This window comes from Novosphingobium kunmingense (assembly GCF_002813245.1).
Classification (GTDB): Bacteria; Pseudomonadota; Alphaproteobacteria; order Sphingomonadales; family Sphingomonadaceae; genus Novosphingobium; species Novosphingobium kunmingense.
The window spans coordinates 287,606-305,531 of sequence record NZ_PHUF01000003.1; the positions used below are offsets into that span (position 1 = coordinate 287,606).

The following is a 17,926-nucleotide window of genomic DNA, read 5'->3' on the forward strand; positions in this document are numbered from 1 at the left end:
CTTCAGCCAAGCGCCGCCTTGAGCTTGTCGACGAGGTCGGTGCGTTCCCACGGAAACAGGTCGCCTTCCGCCTTGCGGCCGAAGTGCCCGTAGGCGGCCGTGGGCGAATAGATCGGCTTGTTGAGGCCAAGATGGGTGCGGATGCCGCGCGGCGTCAGGTTGACCAGCGTCGGCAGGATCTCTTCGAGCTGGCCTTCGTTCACGCCCTTGCCGGTGCCGTGCAGATCGACGTAGAGCGACAGAGGCGTCGCCACGCCGATGGCATAGGCGATCTGGATCGTGCAGCGCCGGGCAAGCCCCGCCGCGACGACGTTCTTGGCCAGGTAGCGCGTGACATAGGCGGCCGAGCGGTCGACCTTGGTCGGGTCCTTGCCCGAAAAGGCGCCGCCGCCGTGCGGGCTTGCCCCGCCATAGGTGTCGACGATGATCTTGCGTCCGGTCAGGCCGGCATCGCCATCGGGGCCGCCGATCTCGAAGCAGCCGGTCGGATTGATGTGATAGACCGTGTTTTCGGTCAGCAGATCGGCGGGCATGACATCGGCGATCACGCCCTTCACGTAGTCGCGAAGCTGCGTGTACTTGGCTTCGTCGCCCTCGCCCTTGTGCCAGAAATAACCCGGCGCGTGCTGGGTCGAGACGACGATGGCGGTTGCTTCGACCGGGCGCTCGTTGGCATAGCGCAGGGTAACCTGGCTCTTGGCGTCGGGTTCGAGGAATGCTGCCTTCCCGCTCTTGCGATCGGCTGCCATGCGTTCGAGGATCTTGTGGCTGTAGTCGAGCGTCGCCGGCATCAGGTCGGGGGTTTCGTCGCTGGCATAACCGAACATGATGCCCTGGTCGCCCGCGCCCTCGTCCTTGTCGTCGCCGGCATCGACTCCTTGCGCTATATGTGCCGACTGGCCGTGGAGGTTGTTCTCGAAACGGAACTCGTTCCAGTGAAAGCCCGACTGCTCGTAACCGATCCGCTTCACCGTCTCGCGCACGACCTCTTCAATCCGCTCGGGGATACCAGGCGCCCATTCCTCGTTCTCGTAGATGCCCTTGCCGCGGATTTCCCCGGCCAGCACCACCAGCTGCGTCGTGGTCAGCGTCTCACAGGCGATCCGCGCCTCGGGATCGATGCCCAGAAACAGGTCGACGATCGCGTCACTGATCTGATCGGCCACCTTGTCGGGATGGCCTTCGGACACGCTTTCGGAGGTGAAGAGAAACGAGTTGCGCATTGCTAATCCGATATAAAGAAAACTTTATGTGTGCTTCCCGGTCTAGCCTCGGGCGCGGCGGCTGGCAACCACGCTGGCGACAAGAAAAGCTGCGGCCCACAAGAGGGCAAGCATGTTGCCCAGCCGCGCAAAGGGCGTAGGCGGCAGGGCGGCGGGGATCGCACCATCGATCCGCCCCCCCTGGTTGCGCGGCACGAAATTGCGGACCACGCCGCTCGGTTCGATCACCGCGCTGATCCCGGTGGTCGTCGCACGCAGGACCGGCAGGCCCTCCTCGATCGCGCGCATCCGCGCCTGGGCGAGATGCTGAGGCGGGCCCCAACTGCCGAACCAGCCATCGTTGGACGGGTTGAACAGGAATGCCGGCCGGTTCTCGCGGTCGGCGACCTGCCCGGAAAAGATTATCTCGTAGCACACCTGGACCCCCACGCGGCCCCACTGGCCGAGGTCGAGGGTCTGCGGCCCGGGGCCGGGCCAGAAGTCGATGCTGCCCGGCACAAGCCGCGACAGGCCGAGCGGGGTCAGCAGGCTGCGCATCGGCAGGTATTCGCCATAGGGCACAAGGTGCGCCTTGGCATAGCTGCCGACGATTGCGCCGCCCGCATCGATCGCGGTCACGGCGTTGCGCGCGCCGACGATGCGGCCGTCCTGCTCCTCTAGGTCGGTCGCGCCGGTCAGCAGGACGCCGCCGGGTCCCGCGACGCGGCCCAGCCGCGTTCGTGCAATGATGGGATCGGCGCCGAAGTTGTCGAGGTATGCGATTTCGGGATAGCCTTCGCGCAGGTAGTCCGGGACGCCGCTTTCCGGCCACAGCAGCAAGCGCGGCTCGCCCGGGGCAAGCGGCGTCGACAGCTTTGCCAGCCGTGCGAAATTGCGCGGGAACATGGCCGGATCGTTGAGCTCATCCTGCGGGATCCAAGGTTGGACCAAGGTGAAGGCGGGGCCCGCGGCCGGCGATGGGCCAGGCGCCGGCGCCAGCGGCGTGAATGGTGCGGAAAGCAGCAGCAGCGGCGCAACGAGGCCCGCCATGCCGCGCCAATCGCGCAGGCCACGGCGCAAGCCAAGCATGACCACGCCGCCAAGCAGCGCGACCACGCCGGACAGCGCATAGGTGCCGGTGAACGGAAGGACGGCAGCCAGGCCCGGCCGCGCGAAGCTGCCCAGAGCCAGGGCGCCGAGCGGGTTCCAGGCAAAGCCGGTGAAGACCCAGCTCCTCAGCCATTCGCTGATGATCCAGCATCCGGCGAAGGCCAGGACCAGCGCCGGCCCGCCCCGCCGACCGATCATCCAGGCACCGAGTGCCGCCAGCAGCGGATAGACGGCCAGGTATAGGCTGAGGAGAACGACCGCCAGCCAACCAAGCCAGGCGGGCATCGCCGCCTGGTAGGTGAAGGCGGTAGCGATCCAGCCATTCCCGATGCAGAAATGGCCGACGCCGAACAACCAGCCGGCAAGGGCCGCCTGCTTCCAGTTTGCCGCGCGAGCGACAAGGTCGAGAAGTCCGACCACGCCGAGCAGCGCCAGCGGCGCGAGGTGCAGGGGCGCGAAGCCCGCCGCGGTCAGCGCGCCGCACAGCAGCGCCGCCAGCCGCGGGTGGTTTCGATAGAGATCCAGCGCGCGCGGCACGCCCGGCGTCAGTTGACCGATTCTAGCGTTTCACCGGCGTCGTCGGCCGACGGCTTCTTGCGGGGGCGGCCACGGCGTGGCTTGGCCGGGGCAGCCTCTTCGCCCAGATCGGCGTCCTGCGGAGCGTCGTCGCGAACGGTGGCGATGGCCGGCGGCAGCAACGTGGGGTCAAGCCCGGACTGTTCGCCGGAATCGCCTTCGCCAGCGTCGTCACGGCGGGGGCGGCGATCCTCGCGCCGGGGGCGCAGACCGCGGGTGCCGCGATTCTCGCGCACGAAAGGGTTCTGCGGCGGTTCGTACGGGTTGGCGGCCGCTTCGTCGCCTGCGGCCTCGCCCTCGGCCTCGGCCTCGGCGGGTTCCTGGCGATTGCCGCGGTTGTCGTCATCGCGGTCGTCCCGGCGGGGGCGATCCTCGCGTGGCTGGCGGTTGTAGCTCGGCTGGTCGAAGCTCGGGAAATCGCCGTCGCCGGCAAATTCGTGGCTGTCTTCGCCTTCTTCGCCCGAATCCTGCCAGCGTTCGCCCTGGGCTCGGCTGCGCTGTTCTTCCTGGCGCAGGCGCGCGTCGGCGATGACGCGGAAATAATGGTCGGCGAACTGCAGGTAGTATTCGGCCTGCACCCGGTCGCCGTTGAGGTGGGCGTCCTGCGCCAGCTTGCGGTACTTTTCGAGCAACTGCGGGGCGTTGCCCCTTGCACGGCTGTCGATCCGGTTCAGTTGCTGGCCGCCACCGCCGCCGCTCTGACGGTTACCCCGGCCGCGCCGGCGGTTGTTCCCACGGTTGTTGTTGTTCAAGGGTACACTATCCCTAATCCGGCGACCCCTCGCTGGCTTGCCAGCCTGTACGGTCGCATGACCCGTGCCACGGGCGCACGATCGCGCTTCGTGGTCCCTCCATCTGCTTGCCTTAGGCGGCAAACTGCCGCCGAATCGCAAATGTTGGATGTGGCCTGCGGGTCAACGAAAAAGCGGACCGGCGCTGGCCTGTGTCTGGATTTAAGCGTTACGGGGCCCGTTGCCAAGAGAAAACGTGAAGGCAATCACCCGATTTCTGTCGCCAAGGTCGCGATGGACCGTCGATTGAAGGCCGGCCGCGGCGCCAAGGGCGCAAACCGACTGGGCTTGGGTCGCGCCGATTTCGACCAGCGCGACGCCGCCCGGCGCCAGCAGTTCGGGCAAGGCCGGGACCAGCCTGCGGTAATCGTCGAGCCCGTCCGCCCCTGCGAAAAGCGCACCGGCCGGTTCGTGGTCGCGCACATCCGGGGCCAGCTCCGCCCCGCTTTCGACGTAGGGCGGATTGGCGAGGACCAGGTCGAACCGGCCGAGGACGCGGTCCCAGTCAGGCACTGTCCAGTCGATCTGCCGCAGGTCGGTCCGGTCGGAAAGACCCAGACGGTCGGCATTGGTCCTTGCGACGGCAAGCGCGCCGGCCGAGCGGTCGATGCCGAGCCCGCGTGCGCCAGGCAGGTTTTCCAGCACCGCCAGCAACAGTGCCCCGGACCCGGTGCCGAGGTCTAGCACGCTGGCCGCATCGGGCCGGGCGGACAGCGCCGCCTCGACCAGGGTTTCGCTGTCAGCGCGGGGGATCAGGACTTCGGGCGTGACCAGGAAAGTGAGGCCGAAGAACTCCTGCTGGCCGCGGATGTAGGCCACCGGCTCGTGGCCCGCGCGGCGCTCGACGAAGCCGGCGAACGCTTCGGGTACGCCGTCGCCCATGTGCTGAAGGAACATCTGCGACCGGCTTACACCAAGCGAATGAGCCATCAGCAGTTCGGCGTCGAGCCGGGCGCTGTCGGTACGCGGGCCGAGCACTTCCGTGGCGGAGCGGATGGCCTGGGCAACGGTGCGGATCGGGGGGAGATTCATTCCCCCAGCGCCGCAAGACGCTTGGCCTGGTCCTCGGCGGTGAGCGCGTCGACCAGTTCGCCAAGCCCCGGACCTTCGAGCACCTCGGGCAGGCGGTGCAGGGTCAGGTTGATGCGGTGGTCGGTGACGCGTCCCTGCGGAAAGTTGTAGGTGCGGATCCGTTCGCTGCGATCGCCCGATCCGACCATGGCCTTGCGCGCGGCGGCTTCCTCACCCTGCACGGCCTCGCGCTGGGCTTCGAACAGGCGGGCGCGCAGCACCTGCATCGCCTTTTCCTTGTTCTTGTGTTGGCTGCGGCCGTCCTGGCAGGTGACCACGGTGCCGGTCGGCAGGTGGGTGATGCGCACCGCCGAATCGGTGGTGTTGACGTGCTGCCCGCCCGCGCCGCTGGCCCGGTAGACGTCGATCTTGAGGTCCTTGTCCTCGATCTGGACGTCGACTTCGTCGGGTTCGGGCAGCACCGCGACGGTCGCGGCGCTGGTGTGGATGCGACCGCCACTTTCGGTCACGGGCACGCGCTGGACGCGGTGGACGCCGCTTTCGAACTTCAGCTTGGCGAAGACGCCGTTGCCGTTGATCTCGGCCACCACTTCCTTGAAGCCCCCGACATCGCTGGCGTTGGCGCTGACCAGTTCGAAGCGCCAGCCCTGTTCGGCGGCAAAGCGTTCGTACATGCGCAGCAGATCGCCGGCAAACAGCGCCGCCTCGTCGCCGCCGGTGCCGGCGCGCACTTCGAGCATGGCCGAACGGCTGTCGGCGGCATCGCGCGGCAGCATGGCGATCTGCAGGGCGTGTTCGGCCTCGGGCAATTCGGCCTCGATCCGGGCGATTTCCTCTGCCGCCAGTTCGCGCATCTCGGGATCGTCGAGTTGGGCCAGACTGGCGAGTTCGGCGCGCATGGCCCGCACGTCGGCCGCGGCCCTGGCAACGGGTTCAAGCTCGGCGAAGTCGCGGCTGGCGGCGACGAAGTCCTTGCCTTCGAGCGTACCCGAAGCCAGCCGCGCCTCGATCTCGGCGAAGCGGGCGGCAATCTGGGCAAGACGGGTTTCGGAGATAGTCACGACAGGATGCGGTCGATCTCGGCCTGTCGCTCGCCGCGCACGCGAACGCTTTCAGCACCATCGCGGATGGCATAGGCCACAAGCGCATCGGCCCCCATCTTCGACGCCTTGTCGAAGCGTTTGCGCGGTGACCCGGCAGCGACAAGATCGGCGCTTAGGCCGGCACTGCGCAGCTTGGTGATGGCGCCAATCGCCTTGTCGAGCAGCGCGTCGTCTTCGACGACGACGATAACCTGCGCGTTCGGTTCTGCCGTGTTGCCCAACAGCATCGCCAGCCGCTCGATCCCCGCCGCCCAGCCGACGGCCGGCGTGAACGGCCCGCCAAGGCTTTCCATCAGCCCGTCATAGCGCCCGCCGCCCAGCACCGTGCCTTGTGCACCCAGCCGGTCGGTGACGAATTCGAACGCGGTGTGGCGGTAGTAGTCGAGCCCGCGGACCAGCGCGGGCGCGCGGGTCCAGGCGACGCCGGCGGCGTCGAGCCCGCTGGTGACCTGGCCAAAGAATTCCTGCGCCTCGCCGCTCAGGAAGTCGTCGATCTTGGGCGCATCGGCGACGAAGGCCTTGTCGCGCGGGTCCTTCGAATCGAGGATGCGCAGCGGATTGCGTTCCAGCCGGTCCTGCGAATCCTCGCTGAGTTCGGCCTTCACGGCGCGGAAATAGTCGATCAGCGCCAGCCGCCACGCTTCGCGGCTCGCCCCGTCGCCCAGCGTGTTAAGCTGGAGCGACACGCCGTCGGCGATGCCCAGTTCCTTAAGAAGCTGGTCGGCGAGCGTCAGCAGTTCGACGTCGGCCTGCGGCTCGGCCGCGCCGATGATCTCGGCGTCGATCTGGTGGAACTGGCGGTAGCGGCCCTTTTGCGGGCGTTCGTACCGGAACAGCGGGCCGTGGGTCGCGACCTTCAGCGGGGCGTGCTGCTGCCAGCCGTTGGTGATGTAGGCGCGGGCGATCCCGGCGGTGAACTCGGGCCGCAGGGTCAGCGATTCGCCGCCGCGATCCTCGAACGAATACATTTCCTTCGACACGACATCGGTCGTCTCGCCGATCGAGCGGCTGAACACCTCGGTCTTTTCGAACACCGGCATTTCCACCCGGCGGAAGCGGTAGAGCTTGCGCACGCGTTCGAACGTCTCGACGACATGGGCGAAGGCTTCCGCCTCTGCGCCGAAAATGTCCTGCGTTCCGCGAATGGCCTGTGGGGTCGTGCTCATGGCGCTGGCCCCTACATGGTTTGTCCTTCGTCGAAAAGGTGCGGCCTCGGGCGTTGCGCGCGCGCGCAAGGTTCGGCATGACCGGCGCATGAAAACGAAAAGTCTGGTCGCGCTGCTGCTGACGTCCGCCACCCTGATCTCCTCCCCCGCCCGGGCTGCCAATTCGGCTCCGTTAGCCGTGCCGATCGCCCAGACCGTGCCCGATGCGAAAGACGTGCCCTATCCCGGCACGATCAAGCTCGACATCGACGCCAGCGACACGGTGCGCGGCGTCTACCGCGTCACCGAAACGATCCCGGTCGCGGCGGGCACCCGGACGCTGACCCTGCTCTATCCGCAGTGGCTGCCCGGCAACCACGGCCCGCGCGGGCCATTGGCCGAACTGGTCGACCTTTCGTTCACCGCGGGCGGGCAGAAGCTCGAATGGAAGCGCGACCCGGTCGAGGTCTATGCCTTTCACGTGACCCTGCCCGAAGGGGCCAGCGAAGTGGTGGCCAAGTTCATCCACACCTCGCCGCTCCAGTCGAGCGAGGGGCGCATCACGATGACGCCCGACATGCTCAACCTGCAGTGGGAGAAGATGAGCCTCTACCCGGCGGGGCACTACGTGCGCCAGATCACTATCCAGCCCTTCGTCACCCTGCCGGCCGGCTTCACCGCCGCAACCGCGCTCGATGGCCTGGCCCAACAGGGCAACCGCTGGGCCTGGGCGCCGACCAATTACGAGGTGCTGATCGATTCGCCGATCTTTGCCGGGCGCTATTTCCGCAAGTGGGATCTCGGGCAAAAGGTCACCCTGAACGTCATCGCCGACAAGGCCGAACAGCTCGAAGCCAAGCCCGAGCAGATCGACCTCCACCGCAATCTCGTCACCGAGGCGCGGCTCGCCTTCGGCGCCAACCATTTCGATCATTACGAATTCCTGCTCGCGCTGTCTGACAAGATCGGCAGCATCGGCCTTGAGCATCATCGCTCGAGCGAGAACCAGCTCGAGCCCGGCGCTTTCACAGAATGGGACAAATACGAGTTCGACCGCAACCTGCTACCCCACGAATACGGCCATTCGTGGTCGGGCAAGTACCGCCGCCCGGCGCGGCTGTGGACGCCCGACTATCGCCAGCCGATGCAGGGCGATCTGCTCTGGACCTATGAAGGCCAGGACCAGTTCTGGGGCACGGTACTCGCCGCACGATCGGGGCTGCAGGGCAAGCCGGTGGTGCTGGGCATGCTCGCCGCCTGGGCCGGCAACTTTGCCGAACAGGCCGGCCGCCGCTGGCGCTCGGTCGAGGATACCGGGAGCGACCCGGTCTTCGCTGCGCGCAAACCCAAGCCGTTTGCCAGCCTCGCCCGCAGCGAGGACTATTATACCGAAGGCGCGCTGGTCTGGCTCGAGGCCGACCAGATCATCCGCGCCGGCACGGGCGGGCGCAAGTCGATCGACGATTTCGCCAAACTGTTCTTCGGCATGAACGATGGCGACTGGGGCCAGCTTCCGTTCGAGGTCGACGAAATCGTCACCAAGCTGAACCAGGTCCACCCTTACGACTGGAAGCGCTTCTTCGAGACGAGGATCGGTACGCCCGGTCAGCCCGTCCCGCTCGGCGGGATCGAAAAGGGAGGCTACAAGCTGGTCTGGAAGGACGAGCCCAACCCCTACGACAAGGGGCGTTACGCCGACGCAAAGGTAAACAGCCTAACCTATTCGCTGGGCGTGACGATCGACAAGGACGCCAAGGTGACCGCGACCCAGTGGGACAGCCCGGCCTTCAACGCTGGCGTCGTCTCTGGATCGAAGATCGTCGCGGTGAACGGCGTGACCTATGATGCCGACGCGCTCAAGAAGGCGGTCACGGCGGCGAAGAGCGGCGGGCCGCTCGAACTGCTGTTCCAGCGCGGCGACCGCTTCCAGACGGTCAGGATCGACTACAAGGGCGGCCTGCGCTACCCCTGGCTCGAACGCGCCGCACCGGGCAAGGCGCCGACCGGGCTCGACCTGTTGCTTGCGCCCAAGCGGCCCGTTAAAGCGAAGAAATGAGCGCACGGGGCAAGGTCAGCAAGACGGCGAACACCGCTGCGCCGACCATCGGCAACCGCCTTGCCCCGCCGCGTTTCCTCGTCTTCCTGGCCCTTGCCCCGGCGCTGTACCTGACGCTCCAGGCCACCGGCTGGGCGAGCGACTGGCGCGATGCGCTGGCGGTGGCCTTCGACGGGGCGGCGCTCGTGTTCCTCGGCTCGCTGTGGCCGGTGCTGCGCGATGCCGAACCCGATTCGATCCGCCGCCACGCCGCCGACAACGACGCCAATCGTCCGCTGGTGCTGCTCATCACGGCGCTGGTGACCCTGGCGGTCATGGCGGCGATCACGGGTGAACTGAAGGCGGCCAAGGGCGGCGACCTGCTGGCCATGGCCAAGCTCGTTGGCACGCTGGCGCTGATCTGGGCCTTTGCCAACCTCGTCTACGCGGTACACTACGCGCATGTCTTCTATTCGCGGGATGCGGCGTCGGGCGGCGATGTCGGGGGGCTGGATTTTCCCGGCAGCAAGGCGCCAGGCTACTGGGACTTTGCCTATTTCGCGATGACCCTGGGGATGACGTTCCAGACATCGGACGTCACCGTGACCAGCAGCCGTCTGCGCCGCGTGGTGCTGTTCCACACCGTGGTGGCCTTCGTCTTCAACATCGGCGTCATCGCCTTCACCATCAACGCGCTGGGCGGCGGTTCGTCCTAAGACCAAATGCCGTGTTGCGGCGCAGCACGGCTGAGTCTATGGGCGGCGCCACTATGCGCATCGACATGATCCCCGTGGGCGACAACCCGCCCGAAAGCCTCAACGTCATCATCGAAGTTCCTGTCGGCGGTGAGCCGGTCAAGTACGAATTCGACAAGGCGTCGGGAGCGCTGTTCGTCGACCGCATCCTGCACACGCCGATGCGCTACCCGGCCAATTACGGCTTCGTGCCGCACACCCTGTCGGACGACGGCGATCCGCTCGACGCGCTGGTCATCGCCCGCTCGCCCTTCGTTCCCGGCTGCGTGGTGCGTGCCCGCCCGATCGGCGTGCTCAACCTCGAGGACGAACACGGCGGCGACGAGAAACTGATCTGCGTGCCGGTCGATTCGACCTTCCCCTATTACTCGGACGTCGGCGAACGCGCCGACCTGCCCTCGATCGTGCTGCAGCAGATCGAGCACTTCTTCACCCACTACAAGGATCTCGAAGCCGAGAAATGGGTTCGGATCGGCAAGTGGGGCAATGCCGAGGATGCCAAACGGATCGTGCTGGAATGCATCGATCGCTACGAGGCGACTAAGACGAAGTAGGCCGGCCGGGGGTCACTCCCCGGCGACGGTCATTCCGTCGATCCGCAGCGTCGGCACGTTGACGCTGCGATGCCATTCCAGATCGTTGGCCGGGCTAAGCTGGCGGAACATGTCGATGAGGTTGCCGGCGATGGTGAATTCGGCCACCGGGCCGGCCACTTCGCCGCCGACGATGCGGTAGCCCGAGGCGCCGCGGCTGTAGTCCCCGGTCACGCCGTTCACGCCGCTGCCGATCAGTTCGGTCACGAGTACTCCGTCGGCGATGTCGGCGATGAGCTCTGCAACCGACACCGTGCCGGGCTCGAGGTGGACGTTGCTGGGCGAGACGCCGGGCGCGCCGCCGTGGCCGCGAACCGCGTGTCCGGTCGGTTCGGCGCCCAGCTGGCGGGCCGCGGCGCTGTCCATCAGCCAGCCGGTGATCCGTCCATCCTCGACCAGGTTGCGCCGTGCGGTCGGAAGGCCCTCGCCATCGAAAGCGCGCGAACTGAGGCCGCGCGGCAGCAGCGGGTCGTCGACGATACCGATGCCCGGCGAAAAGACCTGCTGGCCGTCTCGGTCGAGCAGGAAGCTTGCCCGCCGTGTAATCGCGCTGCCGGACATGGCGCCAATCAGATGACCGACCAGCGATCCGCCGACGCGCGGATCGAAGACGACGGGCATCGGTCCGCTCTTGACCCGGCCCGGGCCCAGGCGGCGCACCGCGCGTTCGCCCGCCTGAGTGCCGATCATTTCGGGGCTGGGCAGGTCGGCGGCGTGATGCGCGCTGCGCCAGTCGTAGTCGCGCTGCATCGAGGCGCCCTCGCCGGCCACCACGGTCGCGCTGATCGCGCGGCCGGTGCCGCCACTCGCGCCGACGAAGCCATGGCTGGTGGCGAGCGCGAAGCTGCGCGTCGAAGCGCTGGCCGATCCGCCTTCGCTATTGGTCACGCCGGGAATCGCGCGAGCAGCGTCTTCCGCGGCAAGCGCCAGTTCGCGCAAGCGATGCGGGCTCGGCTCGGTCGGGTCGGCCAGGTCGAGATCGGGGAAGGGGCCGCGGAACAGGCGCTCTTCCGGGGCAAGGCCGGCATAGGGATCTTCGGGGGCGGCGCGGGCCATGGCCACCGCCCGGCTGGCCAGTTCCTCCAGCGCTGCGTCGCTGAGGTCCGACGATCCAATCGAGGCCGAGCGCCGGCCGACGAAGACCCGCAGGTCTAGGTGTTCGCTTTCCGAGCGCTCGACGTCCTCCAGCGCGCCGAGACGGACCTGGACGCTTTCCGAGGCGCTGCCCGAATAGACGGCATCGGCGGCATCGGCCCCGGCGCGGCGGGCGCGTTCGATCAGCGCGGCGACGCGGTCCTTTGCTTGGGTCTGGTCGAGCATGGCGGGAAGGCAACTCCGTGAACGGGAGCGGCCGATCTAGGCACTGGACGGCAAAACGGCAATGAACCGCGCGGAACTATTCCGTCGGGACGGACCGGGGCGGGTTGGTCAGTGCTGGCCGAACACGAGGGCCAGCAGCTTGAACAGGCCGGTGACGGCAAAGGGCAAGCCCAATGCCAAGGTCCACAACCAGAACCGGTCGCGGCGGAAGTACCTTGCGAAGGCGGGATCATGCAGCTGCGCTTCGTCGAGACGGGCCCAGCGGCGCTCGAAGTGGCGGCAGGCCGGGATGATCGCAACAACCAGGATCACAAGAGCGAAATAGGGCAGCAGCGAACTGGTCCCGCGATTGAGCGCGCTGACGGTCATGAAGATCTGCAAGCCGGTGTAGGTCAGCAGGGCATAGGCAATGTTGTCGCTCATGCTCTTGCGCCAATCGACGCTCTTTTCGGTCCGCTTGAGATGCGGCACAACGTCCTGCCAGGCCTTTGCCACCTGTCGTCCCCTTTGAAATCCTGTCCCGTCGGCAAATAGAACACCGAATCGGCGGGCAATCAAGCTTTCTTGAACCACTGTCCCGCACAAGGGTGTGCATGGTCCCCATGCAACAACCCTGCCAGTTTGAAACGTTTGTAGGCATTGCCGACTTGCGACGGCCTTCGCAGGCCCGTAGATCGGACGCGCCATGACCGAGACCGCGACCCTTTCCGCCCCGCCGACCGCGAACCAGCCGACGCCGCAAGGCGGGCTCGAGGTGATCTCGATCGCCAAGAGCTATGACAAGCGCGCGGTCCTGACGGACATCTCGCTGTCGGTCGCCAAGGGTGAGGTGCTGGGGCTGCTCGGCCCCAACGGCGCGGGCAAGACCACCTGCTTCTACTCGATCATGGGCCTCGTTCGCCCGGATAGCGGCCGCATCCTGATGGACGGCGTCGATGTGACCAGCCTGCCGATGTACCGCCGCGCCATCCTGGGGCTCGGCTATCTGCCGCAGGAAACGTCGATCTTCCGCGGCATGACGGTCGAGCAGAACATCGGCTGCGTGCTCGAACTGGCCGAACCGGACAAGGCCGTGCGCGAACAGGAACTTGAACGCCTGCTCGAGGAATTCGGGCTGACCCGCCTGCGTTCGAGCGCGGCGATGGCGCTGTCGGGCGGCGAGCGCAGACGCTGCGAAATCGCCCGCGCGCTGGCGGCCAAGCCGTCGATCATGCTGCTCGACGAACCGTTCGCCGGGATCGATCCCCTGTCGATCAGCGACATCCGCGACCTGGTCAAGGACCTGAAGACGCGCGGGATCGGCGTGCTGATCACCGATCACAATGTGCGCGAAACGCTCGACATCGTCGATCGGGCCTGTGTGATCTTCGGTGGCCAGGTGCTGTTCGCCGGCACGCCCGAGGAACTGGTCGCCGACGAGAACGTCAAGCGGCTCTACCTCGGCGAAGGCTTCACCCTGTGATGCGGGCGCCGCACGGGACCTGAGCCATGGCACTGGGGCCGCGCCTCGATCTTCGGCAATCCCAGTCGCTGGTGATGACGCCACAGCTCCAGCAGGCGATCAAGCTGCTGGCGCTGTCCAACCTCGAGATAGAGACCTTCATCGGCGATGCGCTCGACGCCAATCCCCTGCTCGAACTGGGGGAGGCGGCGCCGCGCGAAGCCGATCCGGAGGCGGTCGATCCTGACCTGCGCCGAACCAGTCTCGAAAGCAGTCCGATCGACCAGCTGATCGGCGAAGGCCGGGCCGAGGATGATCGCCCGCTCGATATCGACACCACCGCGATAGACCGCGATCGCGACACCTTCGACGCCGACTGGGGGGGCAGCCTCGGCGCTGGCGGTGGCGGCGAGGACGGTCCGTCGATCGACGAACGCGGTGCGGGGCCGCTGTCGCTGTCCGACCATCTTGACCTGCAGATCGGGCCGGCCGCGCTGGACGGGGCGCAGGCTTTCGTTGCGCGGCACATCGTCGGCCTGCTCGACGAGGCGGGCTATCTCGCAGTTCCGCTGCGCCAGATCGCAGCGGATCTCGGTGTGGACGAGGCGCTGGCCCGGCGCGGTCTCGACCTGGTCCAGTCGCTCGACCCGACCGGCGTCGGCGCGCGGAACCTGGGCGAATGCCTCGCCCTTCAGGCGCGCGAAGCGGACCGCTACGATCCCTGCATGGCACGGCTGCTCGACAATCTCGACCTTCTGGGCCGCGGCGAACTGGCGCGTCTCAAGCGGATCTGCGGTGTCGATGACGAGGATTTCGCCGAAATGATGGGCGAACTGCGCGGCTACGACCCCAAGCCCGGCCGGCGCTTTGCCGCCAGCGGGGGCGAAGCGGTAACGCCCGACATCCTTGTGGTCCAGGCCGCCGACGGTGCCTGGCAGGTCGAACTCAACCAGGCGACTCTGCCGCGCCTGATCGTCAACCGCACCTACTATGTCGAAATGCGCGGCGCCTGCGACGACAAGGCGGCGCGCGGCTGGCTGTCGGACAAGCTGGCCGATGCCAACTGGCTGGTGAAGGCGCTCGATCAGCGGGCGCGAACGATCCTCAAGGTCGCGAGCGAACTGGTCAGACAGCAGGATGGATTCTTCCGCGAAGGGGTGTCGCAGCTGCGCCCGCTGACCCTGCGCGCGGTGGCCGAGGCGATCGAGATGCACGAAAGCACGGTCAGCCGGGTGACCAGCAACAAGTACCTGACCTGCCCGCGCGGGACATTCGAACTGAAGTACTTCTTCACCTCCGGCGTCGGTTCGACCGAGGGCGAGGGCGGCGCCTCGGCCGAAGCGGTCAAGGCCGCGATCAAGCAGTTGATCGACGCGGAAGACCCCAAGGCAATCCTGTCCGACGACACGCTGGTCGATCTCCTGAAGGATCGCGGCTTCGAACTGGCGCGGCGCACCGTCGCCAAGTATCGCGAAGCGATCGGTCTCGGCTCGTCGGTGCAGCGGCGCCGGCAGAAGGCGCTGGCCGCGGTGCGCTAGGGTTCGATGCTGCCCAGCCCCATGCCGCGCAGCAGGCTGTCGGCATTGTAGGGCTTTACCACGATCGGCACTTCCTGAAGCTCGGGATCGAGCATCGCGTTCTCGCCGTAGCCGGTGGCGAACAGGAACGGCACACCCATCTGCATCAGGCGCCGCGCGATCGGCAGGCTGGTCTCGGTACCGAGGTTGAGGTCGAGCACGGCGAAATCCGGCCTCCTGGCATCAAGTTCGCCCATGGCATGGGCAACCGAACTGGCAAGGCGGACCTCGCCCACCCCGGCCCGGAGCAGCGAATCCTCGGTGTCCATCGCGATGAGCAGGCTGTCTTCGACCAGCAGCACGGTCTCTGGCACGCCGCCGGTCGCGGTGCGGCCCGAAATCCCGGCCCGACGTTCCGCCGAGGAAGTGGCGATCGGGCCCTGCGGCTGCTCGACATACTGGGCCGGGATGGTCAGGATCGCTTCGACGCCGCTGGGCGGATAGCTGATTGTCGCCGTCCCGCCGAGGTCGTGCGGCATGGCCCGCTCGATCACGGTTGCGCCAAAGCCGCGCCGGGTCGGCGGCGCGACCGGCGGGCCGCCGCGTTCGGTCCATGCGATGCGCAGGCTGTCCGCGGGATCGAAGGTATAGGTCACCTCGACCGAACCGCTGTCGCTGAGCGCGCCATACTTGGCACTGTTGGTGACGAGTTCGTGCACCACAAGCGCAAGGGTCGAATAGGCCAGCGGCGAAAGACCGATTTCGGGCCCGGACACGGTCAACCGCTCGCTCTTGGCGTCGAGATAGGCGCGCGCTTCGGTCTCGATCAGCTGGCGCAGACCCGCAGCGGCAAAGCGCTGCTCGGTCAGCTGGTCATGGGCGCGGGCAAGCGCCTCTATTCGCCCTTCGATCTGGTGCAGGTAGGCGCCAAGATCGGTTTCGCCGCCGCGCGACTGACGCATGATCGAACGGATCAGCGCCAAAATGTTGCGGACCCGGTGATTGAGCTCCCCGATCAGCAGGTTCTGCCGCTCAATCGCGCGCCGGCGCTCATCCACCGTCGCCTCGGAAAGTTGGAGCACAACTTCGACCAGCGAGGCGCGCAAGGTGTCGGCGCCCTTGATCTCGCTGTCGGAAAACGGCGCGCTGTGCCCCTTTACCTCCTGCAACCAGGCATCGAAGCTGGCGCGCGGGGTAAGTCGCGGCCCATTGGGACCATAATCGACCGGCTTGGTTGGATCACCTCCCCAAGTGACCGTGCGCGCCTGCTCGCGCCGGAACAGCATGACGTAGTCGCGCGGCCGGCGCGAGATGGGAATGGCCAGCATCCCGGCTGCGGTAGGACTGAACGAGGCTGCATCGGGAATGAGTTCGGCCAGGCAATCGGTGCTGAAGATCTGCCCCGGCCGCATCGCGTTGAGGCGGTGGACCAGGTCGGGCAGCAGCGCGCGCGGAGGAACCGAGCCCCAGGCGTTGGCGTCGTCGTCGATGATCGTCGCAACGCCGTCGCAGGGAACGATTTCCGCGAGGGTCTGACCAAGCCATTCGGCGTCGGCCAACCGTTCGATGTCGATCGCAACCGCCCCGATGATCCGTTCGCCAGCGCGGCGCGCCGCTTCCGAACGTTCGATCGATTGCCGGCGCTCGCGGCTTTCGAGGCGCAGGCCGAACATCTGGCCGAACAGTTCTGCCACAACCCGCGCCGACAGCGGCGGGCACTTGGGAGAATAGTGGTGGCAGGCGAACAGCCCCCACAGCTTGCCGTCGACGAGGATCGAGATCGACAACGAGGCGGCGACGCCCATGTTCTTGAGGTATTCGATATGGATAGGCGACACAGACCGGAGCGCCGCCATCGACAGGTCAAGCGGCGAGCCGGTTTCATCGAGCTGCGGCAGGATCGCGACCGGGGTCGACCCGACGTCGGCGATGACGCGAAACGGGTTGCGCAGATACAGTGCGCGCGCCTGCTGCGGAATGTCGCTGGCCGGGTAATGCAGGTCGAGGAAAGAGACGAGGTCGGAGCGCGCCGATTCAGCGATCACGTGGCCCGAACCGTCGCGGGCGAAGCGATAGACCATGACCCGGTCGAATTCGATCACCCCGCGCACGATGCGCGCCGCCTCGCCGAAAAAGGCGGCATCGTTCTCGCCGTCGGTCAGCCGGCTCAGCATGGCGCGCACGACATTGCTGGTGTCGCCGCCCGATACCTCGTTGGCCGGCTCGGCCTCGAGGACGATCAGCGGGCCGCTGCGATGGATCGTGCAGTCGTACAGTTCGTTGCGACCACGCAGCAATCTTGCCGAGAAGAGGCGCTCGACGCTGTCCGTCTGCGACAGAAAGCTGATCAGCGAACCGATCCGCTCGACGGTCTGCGGTTCGAGCAGCCGCTTGAGCGGTATGCCCAGCGCCTGGTGCGGTTCCATGCCTGAAAAATCGGCGAAATTGGCCGAGACCCGCGCCACCTGCCAGTCGTTGGTAAAGGCGATCAGCAAGCCGAGCGGCTGAATCGCACCGAGCAGATGGATCGGCTCGCGGTCGCAATTTGTCAGATCGACCCGAAACGGCTGTACTTCGTTCATTCAGAAGCACCCTTGCGCACGACCCGTTCCGCGCTCGTGGCGAAAAGCGCAAAAGTCCGCCGGGCCGCAGCAAGGGTCGCGGGCAGGGCGCCCTGCCGGGCGATGGTTTCGAGCGAAACGACCAGACGCTGCCAGTATCCGGCGGGAAGGGGCTGCGCGAGGAACCGGGCCGGCGCGTCGTGCGGCAGGCGCTGGATCAGCACCTGGGCACCGAAACTCGACCCGGCCAAGCAATAAAGCACGCCCGCGCAGACCGCGAAGCCGGCCGAGGAAGGCATTGGGCTGGGCAGGCCTTGCGCGGGCAGGGGCCGGCCGAGATCGGCAAGGTCGGCCGCGATCAGCGGAGTCCGATCGGCCAGCCGGAATTCGGCGGGCAAATCGGCTAGCGCCAGCCAGCTTTCGACCTCGCGGTGGGCAAGATACTGCGCGCAGAGGAAATCGGCATAGCCCTCGACCGTGTCGAGCGCGAATCGCGAGAAGGCCGCATCCACCCGATCATGGTCGGCCCGCGTGCTGTCGCGCAGCAAGAAGCGGGCCGGCTTGGTGCTGCCGGTGCCTTGGTCGAATTGTGGTCTGCTCGCCATCGATGCCCTGAAACTTGCTTGTTCGCCTGCTTCGCTGAATGAAGCGTGCAAGCACCCCCCGTTCGAGCCCTCAATGAGGGCCGTTAAGCCCGGTAAACCAACAATCGCCCAGAAAAGTTCCGTCCGGCCCCGGTCTGCGC

At 67.0% G+C, this 17,926-nt stretch carries 15 protein-coding genes; 5 read left to right on the forward strand and 10 right to left on the reverse strand.

Annotation, left to right across the window (positions count from 1 at the left end; genetic code table 11):
- Window positions 1-2: 2 nt before the first annotated feature.
- The 6 genes from metK to hisS form a co-directional block, all read right to left on the reverse strand.
- Window positions 3-1,223 carry a methionine adenosyltransferase gene (gene metK, locus B0I00_RS07455; RefSeq protein ID WP_100866762.1) on the reverse strand — a complete coding sequence of 407 codons (1,221 nt, stop codon included), beginning with the start codon at window positions 1,221-1,223 and terminating at the stop codon, window positions 3-5.
- A gap of 42 nt (window positions 1,224-1,265) precedes the next feature.
- Entirely contained in the window at window positions 1,266-2,849 is a 1,584-nt protein-coding gene (gene lnt / locus B0I00_RS07460; protein ID WP_198519168.1) for an apolipoprotein N-acyltransferase, read from the reverse strand.
- 8 nt (window positions 2,850-2,857) lie between these two features.
- Window positions 2,858-3,640 (reverse strand): DUF4167 domain-containing protein, encoded by a 783-nt coding sequence (locus tag B0I00_RS07465; protein ID WP_100866763.1) that lies wholly within the window; start codon window positions 3,638-3,640, stop codon window positions 2,858-2,860.
- 201 nt (window positions 3,641-3,841) lie between these two features.
- Complete coding sequence (gene prmC / locus B0I00_RS07470; protein WP_100866764.1) at window positions 3,842-4,711, reverse strand: peptide chain release factor N(5)-glutamine methyltransferase; 870 nt, start codon at window positions 4,709-4,711, stop codon at window positions 3,842-3,844.
- Entirely contained in the window at window positions 4,708-5,772 is a 1,065-nt protein-coding gene (gene prfA / locus B0I00_RS07475; RefSeq protein WP_100866765.1) for a peptide chain release factor 1, read from the reverse strand. Before prfA ends, prmC begins: the two co-directional genes overlap by 4 nt.
- The gene (hisS, locus tag B0I00_RS07480) at window positions 5,769-6,980 is read right to left on the reverse strand and encodes a histidine--tRNA ligase (RefSeq protein WP_100866766.1); all 1,212 of its coding nucleotides are present in this window, start codon (window positions 6,978-6,980) and stop codon (window positions 5,769-5,771) included. Before hisS ends, prfA begins: the two co-directional genes overlap by 4 nt.
- 88 nt (window positions 6,981-7,068) lie before the next feature.
- Here hisS and B0I00_RS07485 point away from each other — a divergent pair, with 88 nt between their 5' ends.
- The 3 genes from B0I00_RS07485 to ppa are packed head-to-tail and all read left to right on the forward strand — an operon-like array spanning window position 7,069 to window position 10,303.
- Window positions 7,069-9,015 (forward strand): M61 family metallopeptidase, encoded by a 1,947-nt coding sequence (locus B0I00_RS07485; RefSeq protein WP_100866767.1) that lies wholly within the window; start codon window positions 7,069-7,071, stop codon window positions 9,013-9,015.
- A complete protein-coding gene (locus B0I00_RS07490; RefSeq protein ID WP_100866768.1) occupies window positions 9,012-9,710 on the forward strand; it encodes a DUF1345 domain-containing protein in 699 nt (232 codons plus the stop codon). Before B0I00_RS07485 ends, B0I00_RS07490 begins: the two co-directional genes overlap by 4 nt.
- A 53-nt stretch (window positions 9,711-9,763) precedes the next feature.
- The gene (gene ppa, locus B0I00_RS07495; RefSeq protein ID WP_100867147.1) at window positions 9,764-10,303 is read left to right on the forward strand and encodes an inorganic diphosphatase; all 540 of its coding nucleotides are present in this window, start codon (window positions 9,764-9,766) and stop codon (window positions 10,301-10,303) included.
- Between the two features lie 12 nt (window positions 10,304-10,315).
- On the opposite strand, the gene B0I00_RS07500 is transcribed toward ppa, so the two are convergent.
- Both B0I00_RS07500 and B0I00_RS07505 read right to left on the reverse strand, forming a co-directional pair.
- Window positions 10,316-11,662 carry a TldD/PmbA family protein gene (locus tag B0I00_RS07500; protein WP_100866769.1) on the reverse strand — a complete coding sequence of 449 codons (1,347 nt, stop codon included), beginning with the start codon at window positions 11,660-11,662 and terminating at the stop codon, window positions 10,316-10,318.
- A gap of 108 nt (window positions 11,663-11,770) precedes the next feature.
- The gene (locus B0I00_RS07505) at window positions 11,771-12,157 is read right to left on the reverse strand and encodes a hypothetical protein (RefSeq protein WP_198519169.1); all 387 of its coding nucleotides are present in this window, start codon (window positions 12,155-12,157) and stop codon (window positions 11,771-11,773) included.
- A 190-nt stretch (window positions 12,158-12,347) separates the two neighbouring features.
- Here B0I00_RS07505 and lptB point away from each other — a divergent pair, with 190 nt between their 5' ends.
- Window positions 12,348-13,124, forward strand: a complete 777-nt coding sequence (gene lptB / locus B0I00_RS07510) for an LPS export ABC transporter ATP-binding protein (protein ID WP_100866770.1) — start codon at window positions 12,348-12,350, stop codon at window positions 13,122-13,124.
- 26 nt (window positions 13,125-13,150) lie between these two features.
- A complete protein-coding gene (gene rpoN, locus B0I00_RS07515; protein WP_100866771.1) occupies window positions 13,151-14,641 on the forward strand; it encodes an RNA polymerase factor sigma-54 in 1,491 nt (496 codons plus the stop codon).
- Here the strand turns inward: rpoN and B0I00_RS07520 are convergent.
- Together B0I00_RS07520 and B0I00_RS07525 are read right to left on the reverse strand one after the other, a co-directional pair.
- Entirely contained in the window at window positions 14,638-17,202 is a 2,565-nt protein-coding gene (locus B0I00_RS07520) for an HWE histidine kinase domain-containing protein (RefSeq protein WP_100866772.1), read from the reverse strand. The two genes, rpoN and B0I00_RS07520, sit on opposite strands and share 4 nt — an antisense overlap.
- Window positions 17,199-17,786, reverse strand: a complete 588-nt coding sequence (locus tag B0I00_RS07525) for a biliverdin-producing heme oxygenase (protein WP_100866773.1) — start codon at window positions 17,784-17,786, stop codon at window positions 17,199-17,201. The genes B0I00_RS07520 and B0I00_RS07525 overlap by 4 nt, the downstream gene beginning before the upstream one ends.
- Between the last annotated feature and the right edge of the window lie 140 nt (window positions 17,787-17,926).

What these genes read in the sequence shown, in the direction of transcription:
- B0I00_RS07525 (WP_100866773.1), bottom strand. Translation starts at nt 17,786, where the DNA reads ATGGCGAGCAGACCACAATTCGACCAAGGCACCGGCAGCACCAAGCCG.
- hisS (WP_100866766.1), bottom strand. Translation starts at nt 6,980, where the DNA reads ATGAGCACGACCCCACAGGCCATTCGCGGAACGCAGGACATTTTCGGC.
- B0I00_RS07485 (WP_100866767.1), top strand. Translation starts at nt 7,069, where the DNA reads ATGAAAACGAAAAGTCTGGTCGCGCTGCTGCTGACGTCCGCCACCCTG.
- lptB (WP_100866770.1), top strand. Translation starts at nt 12,348, where the DNA reads ATGACCGAGACCGCGACCCTTTCCGCCCCGCCGACCGCGAACCAGCCG.
- B0I00_RS07490 (WP_100866768.1), top strand. Translation starts at nt 9,012, where the DNA reads ATGAGCGCACGGGGCAAGGTCAGCAAGACGGCGAACACCGCTGCGCCG.
- B0I00_RS07500 (WP_100866769.1), bottom strand. Translation starts at nt 11,662, where the DNA reads ATGCTCGACCAGACCCAAGCAAAGGACCGCGTCGCCGCGCTGATCGAA.
- rpoN (WP_100866771.1), top strand. Translation starts at nt 13,151, where the DNA reads ATGGCACTGGGGCCGCGCCTCGATCTTCGGCAATCCCAGTCGCTGGTG.
- metK (WP_100866762.1), bottom strand. Translation starts at nt 1,223, where the DNA reads ATGCGCAACTCGTTTCTCTTCACCTCCGAAAGCGTGTCCGAAGGCCAT.
- ppa (WP_100867147.1), top strand. Translation starts at nt 9,764, where the DNA reads ATGCGCATCGACATGATCCCCGTGGGCGACAACCCGCCCGAAAGCCTC.
- prmC (WP_100866764.1), bottom strand. Translation starts at nt 4,711, where the DNA reads ATGAATCTCCCCCCGATCCGCACCGTTGCCCAGGCCATCCGCTCCGCC.
- B0I00_RS07520 (WP_100866772.1), bottom strand. Translation starts at nt 17,202, where the DNA reads ATGAACGAAGTACAGCCGTTTCGGGTCGATCTGACAAATTGCGACCGC.